Below are 12,206 nucleotides of genomic sequence, written 5' to 3' on the forward strand. Positions count from 1 at the left end.
GTGGCGTTGTTCGTGTTGTTCGCCGGCGGGGCGGTGGGAACGGTGCTGGGCGGCCGGCTGGCGGCCCGCTGGGGCCGGGTGCGCACGATGCGGCTGGCCTACCTGCTGGCGATCCCCGCCGTCGCCGGCGTGGTGCTCGTTCCCGGCCCTGTCGCGTACGCCTTCGTCGCCGCTTCGTCGATCGCCCTGTACGCCCCGTTCTCGCTGCACGTGACGCTGGGGCAGGACTTCCTGCCCGGCCGGGTGGGGACGGCCAGTGGCGTGACCCTGGGGCTGGCGGTGAGCGTCGGCGGGCTGGCGAGCCCGCTGGTGGGCGCGGTGGCGGAGGCGGCGACGCTGAGGGTGGCGCTGGCGTGCCTGGTCGTGTTCCCCGTTCTGGCCTGGTTGCTGGCGCGGACGCTGAAGGAACCCGTCCCCGAACCCGCCGGCTGACCCCGCAGCCCGGCTCAGGGGCGGGTTCTGAGCCGGACGGCGCTGGTGTTGTCGGCCTGGGAGGGGTCGAGGGCGGAGGAGGCGACGTGCGCGACGACGCGCAGGGGCGCCCGTGCGTCCCGGGCGACGGCGATCGTGGCGGTGAGGCGCACTGGCCGGCGCGGGTGGACGGCGGGGATCGTGCAGGCGGCCTTGGCGGGTTCGTGTACGCAGCCGCCGCTGGTCGCGGTGAGGGTCGTGCCGGGCGGCAGGGTGAGCGTGACGGGCACGTGGGCTGCGGCCATCAGGCCGCGCAGGCGGACGGTGGCCGTGACGGTGGCGGTGGCGCCGCGCTTGACCGGCTTCCTGGGCCTTTTGAGCGTGATGGACAGGGCGTCGTACACGCCGCTCGGGTCGGCCTGGCGGATGATGGCGCCGTAGCCTTCCGCGTTGAGCGCGTTGGCGACGGCGTTGCCCGCGGCGTAGCCGTCCTCCTTGCCCGCCGACAGCACCCCGACCAGGTCCCGGGTGCCCTGGATGAGCCACGGCCCGCCGCTGTGGCCCTTGTGCAGGTGGCAGTTGTGCGTCTCCAGCCGGCCCGGCCGCAGCGCCGTGCCGGACCGCCCGGCAAGCAGGGCGGCGGGGAGGGTGGCGCCGAGCACCACGCCGGTGGCCGGCCGGGTGCGGCCGAGGCACCAGAGCTGGTCCCGCCCGTCGTACGGCTGCCGGCCGGGCACCCCCGGGTAGCCCCTGGTGACGACGGTGTGCCTGCCGCCCTGGCTGCGCATCGGGGTGAAGGCGCCGACGGTCTTCTGGAGGGTGCGCTTGCGCGGGCCGACCTCGATGAGGGCGATGTCGTAGACGGAGTTCCAGTCGCCGCCGGTCAGGCCGGTGTAGCCGTCGGGTTTCCACGCCCGCCGGCCGCCCCACCGCCCGTACGGTTCGCGTTCGCCGACGGTGTCCGCCCGCCCGTCGTAGGCGGGGACGAACGCGAAGCGTTGGTGCCAGCGGCCGGCCGCCGCGCCCGCCGGGACGCTGTAGACGCAGTGGGCGGCGGTGACGACGAGCGTGTGCGCGGCGGAGCGGACGACGGAGGCGCTGCAGGAGTCGCCCTGCCCGCCGGAGTTGACGAAGAAGAGCCTGCCGGTGATCCGGCTGTCTGCGGCGCGTGTGTACGGCCGCCGTACGCGGGCGTATCCGTTGGCGTCGCTGCCCGGGGTGAGGCGCTTGGAGGCGGGGACGCTGTGCCGCCGTGTGCCCGCGACGTCCGCCGTGCCCCGCCTGGGGGCGGCCACGGTCTCCGGCGGGTTCGCGGCGGCGGCCTGCCGCGCGGGGGTCCAGTAGCGTACGGCGTGTCCTGGGCGCATGAGCGGCGACGACGCGGCGCCGGAGTGTGCCTGGCTCTGGACGGGCGGCCCGGGGTGGGTGCCGGAGTGGGTGCCGGGATGGGTGCCGGGATGGGTGCCGGAATGGGTGCCGGGATGGGTGCCGGAATGGATGACTGTGTGGACGGCGGGCGTGGCCGGTGCGAGGGACAGCCACGCCAGCGTGGCCACCACGATGACCAGTGTCTTCGGCACAGCGTCCCTCCCGGACACGTCGATACCTCAGATCACTCTAAGTCATCATTTGTAAACAAATTGTAGCTTATGGGTTCGGGTGTCGTCCGTTCAGCCCGCGGCGGCGTCCGTGCCCGGCGGGGCGATCCCGGTCGTGCGGGCCTCCGACGGCTCGCGGTCGGGGCGCAGGCCGCGCCAGGACGGGTGGCGCAGCCTGCCGTCGCCGGTGACCTCGGCGTACTGCACCTCGCCGACCATACGCGGCTCGACCCAGCGCGCGTCGCGGGCGTCCTCACGCGGCACCGGCTCGTCGAACGGCGGGCCGGGCCGCTCCAGCGGCGCCAGGCGGTCGCGCAGATCGCGCAGCATGGCCTCGGTGAACCCGGTGCCGACGTGGCCCACGTACCGCAGCCGCCCGCGCTGGTCGTACGCGCCGAGCAGCAGCGAGCCGATCGTGCCGGTACGCCGCCCGCCTCCCGGTTTCCACCCGCAGATCACGACCTCGGTGGCGCTGACGTTCTTGACCTTCGTCCATTCGGAGTTGCGCCGGCCCGGCCGGTACGGCGAGCTCATCCGCTTGCACACGACCCCTTCGAGGCCGAGGCGGCGGGAGGAGTCGACCGCCTGCTCGGCGTGGTCGGCGAACCAGACGGGCACCTGCCACCGGTATCCGGGCGTGAGCGTGCTCTCCAGCAGGTCCCTGCGCTCGATGTACGGCCGCGCGATGACGGCGTCGTCGCCGAGGTGCAGGATGTCGAACGCCATGAACGTCACCGGCACCGACCTGGTCAGCTCGGCCACGATCCGGGGATTGCGCTGGTGCATCCGGGGTTGCAGCGCCTCGAAGCTGGGCCGTCCCGCCTCGTCGAAGGCGACGATCTCCCCGTCGATGACGGCCGGGCGCCCGCCGGTGGCGCCTCCCATGAGCTGCAGTTCGGGGTAGGCGGGGGTGATGTCCTTGGCGTTGCGCGACATCAGGCGTACGGCGCCGTCCTCGACGTAGGCGAGCGCGCGTACGCCGTCCCACTTCATCTCGACGGCCCAGTCCGCGCCCTGGACGGCGGTCAGGGTGCCGAGCTGGGCCAGCATCGGCCTGTAGGCAGGCAGCCGGACCATGGTGCTTGCCGTACCCCGTCCGTCCGGCCGTCAGTGACCGGCATGGGTTTACAGATGGTCAAGGGGCGTCTTCTCGACGAGGTCGGCGAGGTCGACGCCGTGCTCGCCGAGCTCGGCGACGGTGGTGCAGTAGCCGCGCAGGTAGCTTCTGCCGTTCACCTGATGGGAGACGCGCAACAGCGGGCGATCATCGAGGATGATCGCCTCGACGAGGATGCCGCCGGGGCCGTGCCACTGTCCCATGCCGGAGAGGGTAGGGGAATCGGACATACGGGACAAGCGATATGGGGAAACGTGCGCGGCGGGCGGCCGGCTCACGCGCGTGCCCTCCGGCACCGCGACACACGGACGGCGTAAAGCTCCGTAACTAAAATTTTTTGTTGTCATGAGATATCCGGGCATGGCGCGTTAACGAGTGTGCGGCGCGGGCAGTCAGTAGGCACCTTCGGCTTTTCCCGGCCGTGGCCGTGCCCCCGTGACGGCCACGGCTCCCGCCCCGGCAGGCCCGGTCCGGGGTGACGGCGGCCGCGGGCGCGGCTTCGGCGAGCGCCGCCCCCGCGGCCGTCGTATTGCGCGCCCGCATGGTCCGCATGGTGGACGGATGAGGATCCGCCGCCCGGACTCCGTAAACTGTGATGGTGATTTCCCGTATCGACATGCGCGGTTCGCTTCCCGCGGACCTGCGCGACGTGCTGCCCCGCGCCGAGATCGACGTCGAGGCCGCCCTGGAGAAGGTGCGGCCCATCTGTGAGGACGTGCGCCATCGTGGGGCGGCAGCCGTACGGGAGCTGACCGCCAGGTTCGACGGTGTCGAGATCGCCACCACCCGCGTTCCCGCCGAGGCGCTCGAGCGGGCGCTGCGCGAGCTCGACCCCAGGGTCAGGGCGGCGCTGGAGGAGTCGATCAGGCGGGCCAGGCTCGTCCACCGCGACCAGCGGCGCGCCGACGTCACCACCCAGGTCGTGCCCGGCGGCACGGTGACCGAGCGGTGGGTGCCGGTCGAGCGCGTGGGCCTCTACGTCCCGGGCGGCCGGGCGGTCTATCCGTCCAGCGTGGTGATGAACGTCGTGCCCGCCCAGGAGGCCGGCGTCGGCTCGCTGGCCGTGACCAGCCCGGCGCAGAAGGAGCACGGCGGGCTGCCGCACCCCACGATCCTGGCCGCGTGCGCGCTGCTCGGCGTCGACGAGGTGCACTCCGCGGGCGGGGCCCAGGCGGTGGCCATGTTCGCCTACGGCACCGAGGACTGCCCGGCGGCCACGATGGTCACCGGTCCCGGCAACATCTACGTGGTGGCGGCCAAGCGGCTGCTCAAGGGCCGCATCGGCATCGACTCCGAGGCCGGCCCCACCGAGATCGCCATCCTCGCCGACGAGACGGCCGACCCGGTCCACGTCGCCGCCGACCTGATCAGCCAGGCCGAGCACGACACGATCGCCGCCGCAGTGCTGGTCACCACCAGCGCCGAGCTGGCCGACGCGGTCGAGAAGGAGCTGCCGGGCCAGGTCTCCGCGACCCGGCATTCCGAGCGCATCACCGAGGCGCTGAGCGGCAGGCAATCGGGCATCGTGCTGGTGAGCTCCGTAGACGACGGCCTCAAGGTCGTCGACGCCTACGCCGCCGAGCACCTGGAGATCCACACCGCAGACGCCGCGGCCGTCGCCGCCCGCGTCAGGAACGCCGGGGCGATCTTCGTGGGCACCTACGCGCCCGTCTCGCTCGGCGACTACCTCGCCGGGTCCAACCACGTGCTGCCGACGGGCGGCTGCGCCTGTCACTCCGGCGGCCTGTCGGTGCAGTCGTTCCTGCGCGGCGTCCACGTCGTCGACTATTCCCGCGAGGCGCTCGCGGGAGCGGCGGCCCACGTGTCGGCCCTGGCCGACGCCGAAGACCTGCCCGCACACGGTGCCGCGATCCGCGCCCGTTTCGACTGGCGAGTGCCCACGGAGACCGAGTGAACCTCGACGACCTGCCCATCCGCGACGACCTGAGGGGCAAGACGCCCTACGGCGCGCCCCAGATCGACGTCCCGGTGCGGCTCAACACCAACGAGAACCCCTACCCGCCCTCGCCCCGCCTGGTCGACGACCTGGCCGAGGCGGTGCGGGCCCAGGCGGGCGAGCTCAACCGCTACCCCGACAGGGACGCCACCGCCCTGCGCGCCGACCTGGCCGCCTATCTCGGCCACGGCCTGGCCACCGAGCAGGTGTGGGCCGCCAACGGCTCCAACGAGGTGCTCCAGCAGATCCTTCAGGCGTTCGGTGGCCACGGCCGCACCGCCATCGGGTTCGAGCCCTCCTACTCGATGCACCCGATCATCACCAGCGGCACCAGCACCGAGTGGATCCAGGCCGGCCGCGAGGCCGACTTCTCGATCGACCCGGGCAAGGCCGTGGCCGCGATCGAGGAGCACCGGCCCGACATCGTGTTCCTGGCCTCGCCCAACAACCCGACCGGCACCGCCCAGCCGCTGGCCACGATCGAGGCGGTCCTGGCCGCCGCGCCGGGCGTGGTCGTGGTCGACGAGGCCTACGCGGAGTTCGCCCGTGAGGGCACCCCGTCGGCGCTCACCCTGCTGTCCGACCATCCGCGGCTGATCGTCACCAGGACGATGTCCAAGGCGTTCGCCATGGCCGGCACCCGGCTCGGCTACCTCGCCGCGCATCCGGCCGTGGTGCAGGCGCTGCTGCTGGTGCGCCTGCCGTACCATTTGTCGACGCTCACCCAGACGGCGGCGCGCGTGGCGCTGCGGCACCACGCCGAGTTGCTGGGCACCGTCGACGCGCTTCGGCGCGAGCGCGACGACACGGTGGCGTGGCTGCGCTCCAAGGGCCTGCGGGTGGCCGACTCCGACGCGAACTTCGTGTTGTTCGGACGGTTTCCCGACCGGCGCGCCGTGTGGGAGGGCCTGCTGGAGCGCGGGGTGCTCATCCGCGAGGTGGGCCCGCCAGAATGGCTGCGGGTGTCGATCGGCACCGGCGAGGAGATGGCGGCGTTCCGCGCCGCCCTGGAAGGAGTGCTGTGAGCCGCGTCGGCCGCGTCGAGCGCGTTACGAAGGAGACCTCGGTCCTGGTGGAGGTCGGCCTCGACGGCACCGGCCGGGTCGAGGTGTCGACCGGGGTCGGCTTCTACGACCACATGCTTGCCCAGCTGGGCAAGCACGGCCTGTTCGACCTCACGGTCAAGACCGAGGGCGATCTGCACATCGACTCGCACCACACGATCGAGGACACCGCGCTGGCGCTGGGCGCGGCGTTCCGCGAAGCGTTGGGCGACAAGTCGGGCATCAGGCGGTTCGGCAGCGCGTCGTGTCCGTTGGACGAGTCCCTGGCCCAGGTCACCGTCGACCTGTCCGGCCGCCCCTACCTCGTGCACTCCGAGCCCGAGGGCATGGCGCCGATGATCGGCCCCGAATACGACACGACGATGACCCGCCACATCCTGGAGTCGTTCGTCGCCCAGGCGGCCGTCTGCCTGCACGTCCACGTCCCCTACGGGCGCAACGCCCACCACATCGTGGAGTCCCAGTTCAAGGCCCTGGCCAGGGCCCTGCGCGAGGCGTCGGAGCCCGACCCCCGCGCCACGGGGGTGCCCAGCACCAAGGGCGTCCTGTGACGGACAACCTCATCGCCGGGGTGATGGTCTTCATCGGGCTGTTCCTCATCGGCGGGGTGTTCTCCCTGGCCAAACAGGGGCTCAAGCTCGGTGCGGCGATCTGCGCGCTGGGCGCGGCAATGGCGATCACGGCGGGGGTGCTGTGGTGGTGAGCAAGAACGTGGTGGTGCTCGACTACGGGTCGGGCAACCTGCGCTCGGCCGAACGGGCGCTGGCCCGGGCCGGCGCCGACGTGAGCGTGACGTCCGACTTCGACGCCGCGCTGTCGTGCGACGGTCTCGTCGTGCCGGGCGTCGGCGCGTTCGAGGCCTGCATGACGGGTCTCAAGGACGTGCGCGGCGAGCAGATCATCGGCCGCCGCCTGTCCGGGGGGCGTCCGGTGCTGGGCATCTGCGTCGGCATGCAGATCCTGTTCGCCCGTGGGGTGGAGCACGGTGTCGAGACCGAGGGCTGCGGCGAGTGGCCGGGCACGGTCGGCCGGCTCGACGCCCCCGTGCTGCCCCACATGGGCTGGAACACCGTCAAGGCGCCCGCGGGCAGCGTGCTGTTCGCCGGGCTCGACCCCGCCACCCGCTTCTACTTCGTGCACTCCTACGGCGTGCGCGACTGGGAGCTGCGGGCGGGCGACGGCTTCTCCGACCCGCTCGTCACGTGGGCCGAGCACGGCGTGCCGTTCGTGGCCGCCGTGGAGAACGGCCCGCTCATGGCCACCCAGTTCCACCCGGAGAAGTCCGGCGACGCAGGCGCCACCCTGCTGCGCAACTGGCTCGGCACCCTGTGAGCGGGCGAACCGGCCGGGAGGCCCGGTGAGCAAGGAACGCGCCCGGCGCAGGGCCGAGCGTGAGGCCGAGCGGGCCCGCGCCATCAGGGCCAACGAGCTGCGGCAGGCACGCCGCGCCCGCCGCCGGGCCCTCCTGTCGCGTATGCTCCCGCGCCCGGCGCGGGCCGCTCGCCAGGGCGGCCTGCTCGCCCGCCGCCGCCGCGCCCAGAACGCCGTGGTGGCGCTCGGGCTCCTGCTCGTGCAGGTGCTCGTCTGGCTGGTCTGGGGCTCGCTCCTGCTCAGCTTCGGTGTTCTCGTCCTGTCCCTGCTGCTCACACCCGTTGTCGTGACCCTCGCCTTCGACCGGAGGATCTGATGTCGCTGCTCCTGTTGCCCGCCGTCGACGTGGCCGGCGGCCAGGCCGTACGCCTGACCCAGGGCGAAGCCGGCACCGAGACCCGCCACGGCGAACCTCTCGCCGCCGCGCTCGCCTGGCAGGAAGCCGGCGCCGAGTGGATCCACCTGGTCGACCTCGACGCCGCGTTCGGCAGGGGCGGCAACCGCGAGCTGATCGCCGAGGTCATCGGCAAGCTCGACGTGAACGTCGAGTTGTCCGGCGGCATCCGCGACGACGACTCGCTGGCCGCCGCGCTGGCCACCGGCTGCCGCCGGGTCAACATCGGCACCGCCGCCCTGGAGAACCCGGGCTGGTGCCGGAAGGTCATCGCCGAGCACGGCGACCGGATCGCCGTGGGCCTCGACGTGCGCGGCGACACGCTGGCCGCCCGCGGCTGGACCAAGGACGCCGGCGACCTGTGGGAGGTGCTCGACCGGCTCGAGGCCGACGGCTGCCCCCGCTACGTCGTCACCGACGTGACCAAGGACGGCATGCTCCAGGGTCCCAACCTCGACCTCTACCGCCGCATCTGCGCCCGCACCGACCGGCCTGTGGTGGCCAGCGGCGGCGTGTCCAGCCTCGTTGACCTGGTCGCACTCGCCTCGCTCGTTCCCGACGGACTGGAGGGTGCCATCGTGGGCAGAGCCCTCTACGCTCACGCGTTCACGCTGGAAGACGCGCTTGCCGCGGTACGCGTGTAGTTCGCCGGGAGGGGGCGGGATGAGCGTCAGCAGCATCGGCATGGAGAACACCGGACGGAGGGTGTTCTCCGGAGGTGTGTGGGAGGAAAGGTATGGTTACGCCCGCGCCGTCGTCGCGGGTGACCGGGTGATCGTGTCCGGGTGCACGGCCACCGTCGAAGGAGAGGTGCGCCACCTCGGCGACGCCTACGAGCAGGCACTGACCGCGATCGACATCGCGCTGACGGCCGTCGCGACCGGCGGCCTGACCCGCGACGACGTCGTCATGGTCCGCTATTACGTCGTGGAGCAGCGCCACTTCGACCCCGTCGGGCGCGCCATCCGCGACGTCTTCCGCGACGTGCGACCCGCCTGCACCGGGGTGCGCGTGGCCGGGCTGGTCGACCCTAGGATGCTGGTCGAGATCGAAATCGAGGCACTGCGAGCATGACCGTAGCGGTAAGAGTCATTCCCTGTCTCGACGTGGACGCCGGACGCGTCGTCAAGGGCGTCAACTTCGAGAACCTGCGCGACGCGGGCGACCCGGTCGAGCTGGCCAGGCGCTACGACGAGGAGGGGGCCGACGAGCTGACCTTCCTCGACATCACCGCGTCGTCCGGCGAGCGCGAGACCATGCTCGACGTGGTGCGCAGGACCGCCGAGCAGGTGTTCATCCCGCTCACCGTGGGCGGCGGCGTGCGCACGGTCGACGACGTCAACCGGCTGCTGCGCGCCGGCGCCGACAAGGTGTCGCTCAACACCGCGGCCATCGCCCGGCCCGAGCTGCTCACCGAGGCGTCCCGGCGGTTCGGCGCCCAGTGCGTCGTGCTGTCCGTCGACGCGCGACGCGTGCCGGACACCCCGAGCGGCTTCGAGGTGACCACGCACGGCGGCCGCCGCGGCACCGGCATCGACGCGGTGGAGTGGGCCGCCCGCGGCGAGGAACTCGGCGTGGGCGAGATTCTGCTCAACTCGATGGACGGCGACGGCACGCTCGACGGCTACGACCTGGAGATGTTGCGCGCGGTCCGGGCCGTCGTGCGCGTGCCGGTGATCGCCAGCGGCGGTGCCGGCCGCCTTGAGGACTTTCCTCCGGCGGTGGCGGCGGGCGCCGACGCGGTGCTGGCCGCCAGCGTGTTCCACTTCGGCACGCTGAAGATCTCCGAGGTCAAGGAGACGCTCCGGATGGCGGGCCATCCGGTCCGCTAGCGTCCTCAGAACACCCGAAGGTGGTGGAACAGCTCGTAGGAGGCGTCCTGGGCGGCGAACGCGGCCGCCTCGGACCGTTTGACGGCCAGGTACCCGCTGCGCCGCAACGGCCCGAGCGCCTCCATGAGCACCTCGTCGTTCTCCAGCGCGTCGAGCGCCTCGTCCAGTGACGACGGCAGGCGCTGGAAGCGGCCCGGCTGCGTGTCGGGGTCGACGTCCACGGCCGCGCCCGGGTCGAGGTTGCGCCGGATGCCGTCGAGGCCCGCGTGGATGACGGCTCCCAGCGACAGGTACGGGTTGGCGGAGGAGTCGGACGGCTTCAGCTCCAGGTTGGGCTCACCGGTGTCCCCGAGAGGGGAGCAGACGCGGACCGCGGCCTCGCGGTTGTCGGGGCCGTAGACGGCGTACGCGCTCGACCACATGCGGGGCGCCAGGCGCCGGAAGCTGTTGACGCTGCCGCAGGTCAGCGCGGTGAGGGCGGGCAGATGGGCGATCAGGCCGCCGATGAAGCCGTCGCGCGTCTCGTCGTCGCCGGCGAAGACGTTGCGGCCGTCGCGCCACAGCGACAGGTGCAGGTGGGAGCCGTTGCCGGCCTGGTCGGCCAGCGGTTTGGGGGCCAGCGAGGCCCACAGCTGCATGCGCATGGCCACGCCGCGCACGGTCTCGCGGTAGAGGACATGGTTGTCGGCGGCCCGCAGCGCCGGCGCGTGGTGGACCGACAGTTCCTGCTGGCCGGGGCCGAGCTCCGGGTGGTAGTGCTCGACGTGCAGGCCCTGCGTCTCCAGGGCGCGGATGAGCTTGATCGTGTAGTCGTGGGCGGTGTCGAAGCCGGTGCCCGCGTAGCAGAGCGAGTCGTCGAGGGGCACCAGCCGGTCGGGGCCGCCGGACGGGTCGGGCAGGCGGCGGCCGAGCGTGAACTCCGGCTCGAACGCGGCGACCAGCGTGTAGCCGTCGGCGGCCAGTTCGGCGATGGCGTCCTTGAGGAAGGTCCGCGAGCACGCGCCCCACGGGGAGCCGTCGGGCAGCCGCAGATCGGACAACATCGCCGCGGCACCTGGCGCGTGGGGCAACGTGACGTAGGTCGCGGGGTCGGGAACGATGCGTACCTCGCCCACCGGACCCATGTGCTCGACGTCCTGCAGTTGGTCGAGCATGTTCATGGCCATCATGGCCACTGTGTGCCCGATGCCGGTGTTGAGCCGTTCGGCCAGCCGTGACCGGGACGCCGCTTTGCCACGGATCACGCCTCCGTGGTCGGCGTACAGGAAACGAATCAGCTCGATGCCCTCGAGCTCGGCTCGCTCGAGGACGCGCCGCGCGGTGGCGCCGAGCTGATGGATCGTGGTGCCGCTCGGGCGATCTCTCATCCTGCCTGCGTAACACGATCCGGCAGCGCTTGGAAGCACCTCACGCGGACAGGACCGTTGGTCAGGGCGTCAGAACACTGGAGAAGAACGTGGCCAACTGATTGGCTCCCTGAAGAATTCCGTCGAACACACCGTTGACCGCGGCGGCGGCTTCGGCCGGCCGGGTGAACAGGTAGAAGACCACGAACGCGACAGCCACGTAGGTGATCACCTTCTTGACCTGCATGGGGGGCCTCCTGCAGTCCATTCCCAGCCGTATATACCCGGATCTGGGCGATCACTGGCATCTTCTATGAAGATGTTCATGATCCTAACCGGGGGGCTTCTTTCCTCTGCCATGGTAAGGGCTAGAGATGTGGCGTGAGCGCCGATGGCGCCGTGATTTGCGCCATCGGCGACCGGCTACATGCCGAGCGGGGCACCGCGCAGCCGTTCGACGTTCTCGGGCGTGCCGGTGAGCTCCACCTTGGCGTGCGCCTGACGTCCGAAGCAGAACATCAGCAACTCGCCGGCTCTGCCGGTGACCTCGACCTTGGGACCTCCGCGCGGGCCCGCCAGCAGCACTCCGCCGCCCAGCCGGTGCAGCACCACGCCCACCGGGGTCCGGCGCAGCATCAGCCGGGAGCCGGACGACAGCCGCTTCCAGAAGAGCTCTTCCAGCTCGGCGGGCAGGTCGCGTGGGTCCCACGACGGCTGCGCGCGGCGGACGTCCTCGTGGTGGACGAAGAACTCGATCGTGTTGACCGCCTCGTCGAGGGCCTTCACGAGCCCGAACACGCCGCCGGGCCGGCGTACTTTGGCGACCAGCTCCGGATAGGGATGCTTGGCCTTGAGCGCGTTCTGGACGGAGGTGGTGTAGCCGGTGAGCGGTTTGAGCGCGATGCCGCCCATCGCGTCGGGCCTGCGCTCGCGCAGCACCAGGTGTGCGGCCAGGTCGTAGGTGCTCCAGCCCGCGCACAACGTCGGCGCGTCGGGGCCGAGCCGGTCGAGCAGGTCGCAGAGCGCGGTGCGTTCGCCACGAGCGTGAGTCACACGAGCAACCCTACCCGCGGGAATAACGAGATGATCAGGAGTGATAGTGACATACGTAGAAAT

The 12,206-nt window shown here is 71.9% G+C and carries 15 protein-coding genes and 1 pseudogene; 10 read left to right on the forward strand and 6 right to left on the reverse strand.

Annotated elements, in window-relative coordinates; all coding sequences use genetic code 11:
* A pseudogene (locus GUY59_RS34135) lies at window positions 1-432 on the forward strand (MFS transporter); the annotation flags it as partial.
* A 14-nt stretch (window positions 433-446) separates the two neighbouring features.
* Here the strand turns inward: GUY59_RS34135 and GUY59_RS34140 are convergent.
* From GUY59_RS34140 to GUY59_RS34150, 3 genes are all read right to left on the reverse strand, one after another.
* Window positions 447-1,991 carry a trypsin-like serine peptidase gene (locus GUY59_RS34140; protein WP_161714838.1) on the reverse strand — a complete coding sequence of 515 codons (1,545 nt, stop codon included), beginning with the start codon at window positions 1,989-1,991 and terminating at the stop codon, window positions 447-449.
* A gap of 90 nt (window positions 1,992-2,081) precedes the next feature.
* Window positions 2,082-3,086 carry a non-homologous end-joining DNA ligase gene (gene ligD / locus GUY59_RS34145; protein ID WP_138204905.1) on the reverse strand — a complete coding sequence of 335 codons (1,005 nt, stop codon included), beginning with the start codon at window positions 3,084-3,086 and terminating at the stop codon, window positions 2,082-2,084.
* Window positions 3,087-3,134: 48 nt separating this feature from the next.
* Window positions 3,135-3,329, reverse strand: a complete 195-nt coding sequence (locus GUY59_RS34150; protein ID WP_132339080.1) for a hypothetical protein — start codon at window positions 3,327-3,329, stop codon at window positions 3,135-3,137.
* Window positions 3,330-3,724: 395 nt separating this feature from the next.
* Between GUY59_RS34150 and hisD the strand changes: the two genes are divergently transcribed.
* Genes hisD through hisF form a run of 9 tightly spaced genes read left to right on the forward strand, consistent with a single transcriptional unit; the run spans window position 3,725 to window position 9,744 of the window.
* A complete protein-coding gene (hisD, locus tag GUY59_RS34155; protein WP_138204907.1) occupies window positions 3,725-5,041 on the forward strand; it encodes a histidinol dehydrogenase in 1,317 nt (438 codons plus the stop codon).
* On the forward strand, window positions 5,038-6,108 hold the full coding sequence (locus GUY59_RS34160; protein ID WP_138204909.1) for a histidinol-phosphate transaminase: 1,071 nt from the start codon (window positions 5,038-5,040) through the stop codon (window positions 6,106-6,108). Before hisD ends, GUY59_RS34160 begins: the two co-directional genes overlap by 4 nt.
* A complete protein-coding gene (gene hisB, locus GUY59_RS34165) occupies window positions 6,105-6,698 on the forward strand; it encodes an imidazoleglycerol-phosphate dehydratase HisB (RefSeq protein WP_138204911.1) in 594 nt (197 codons plus the stop codon). Before GUY59_RS34160 ends, hisB begins: the two co-directional genes overlap by 4 nt.
* Window positions 6,695-6,850: a hypothetical protein gene (locus GUY59_RS47815; protein WP_165959968.1), complete on the forward strand. Its 156-nt coding sequence runs from the start codon at window positions 6,695-6,697 to the stop codon at window positions 6,848-6,850. Before hisB ends, GUY59_RS47815 begins: the two co-directional genes overlap by 4 nt.
* Window positions 6,847-7,479, forward strand: coding sequence for an imidazole glycerol phosphate synthase subunit HisH (gene hisH, locus GUY59_RS34170; protein ID WP_138204913.1), 633 nt, complete (start codon window positions 6,847-6,849; stop codon window positions 7,477-7,479). Before GUY59_RS47815 ends, hisH begins: the two co-directional genes overlap by 4 nt.
* A gap of 25 nt (window positions 7,480-7,504) precedes the next feature.
* Window positions 7,505-7,834, forward strand: coding sequence for a hypothetical protein (locus tag GUY59_RS34175; RefSeq protein WP_132339072.1), 330 nt, complete (start codon window positions 7,505-7,507; stop codon window positions 7,832-7,834).
* A complete protein-coding gene (gene priA / locus GUY59_RS34180; protein WP_138204915.1) occupies window positions 7,834-8,556 on the forward strand; it encodes a bifunctional 1-(5-phosphoribosyl)-5-((5-phosphoribosylamino)methylideneamino)imidazole-4-carboxamide isomerase/phosphoribosylanthranilate isomerase PriA in 723 nt (240 codons plus the stop codon). The genes GUY59_RS34175 and priA overlap by 1 nt, the downstream gene beginning before the upstream one ends.
* Before the next feature lie 19 nt (window positions 8,557-8,575).
* Window positions 8,576-8,986, forward strand: coding sequence for a Rid family hydrolase (locus GUY59_RS34185; protein WP_132339068.1), 411 nt, complete (start codon window positions 8,576-8,578; stop codon window positions 8,984-8,986).
* The gene (gene hisF / locus GUY59_RS34190; protein ID WP_138204917.1) at window positions 8,983-9,744 is read left to right on the forward strand and encodes an imidazole glycerol phosphate synthase subunit HisF; all 762 of its coding nucleotides are present in this window, start codon (window positions 8,983-8,985) and stop codon (window positions 9,742-9,744) included. Before GUY59_RS34185 ends, hisF begins: the two co-directional genes overlap by 4 nt.
* A 5-nt stretch (window positions 9,745-9,749) precedes the next feature.
* Here the strand turns inward: hisF and GUY59_RS34195 are convergent, their stop codons facing one another.
* The 3 genes from GUY59_RS34195 to GUY59_RS34200 all read right to left on the reverse strand — a co-directional run bounded on the left by GUY59_RS34195 (window position 9,750) and on the right by GUY59_RS34200 (window position 12,143).
* Window positions 9,750-11,111 carry a glutamine synthetase family protein gene (locus tag GUY59_RS34195; RefSeq protein ID WP_138204919.1) on the reverse strand — a complete coding sequence of 454 codons (1,362 nt, stop codon included), beginning with the start codon at window positions 11,109-11,111 and terminating at the stop codon, window positions 9,750-9,752.
* 61 nt (window positions 11,112-11,172) lie between these two features.
* On the reverse strand, window positions 11,173-11,337 hold the full coding sequence (locus GUY59_RS47820; protein ID WP_165959967.1) for a hypothetical protein: 165 nt from the start codon (window positions 11,335-11,337) through the stop codon (window positions 11,173-11,175).
* Between the two features lie 176 nt (window positions 11,338-11,513).
* Window positions 11,514-12,143 (reverse strand): TIGR03085 family metal-binding protein, encoded by a 630-nt coding sequence (locus GUY59_RS34200; RefSeq protein ID WP_138204921.1) that lies wholly within the window; start codon window positions 12,141-12,143, stop codon window positions 11,514-11,516.
* Between the last annotated feature and the right edge of the window lie 63 nt (window positions 12,144-12,206).

The organism is Nonomuraea sp. K271 (assembly GCF_009908215.1).
GTDB classification, from domain to species: domain Bacteria; phylum Actinomycetota; class Actinomycetes; order Streptosporangiales; family Streptosporangiaceae; genus Nonomuraea; species Nonomuraea longispora.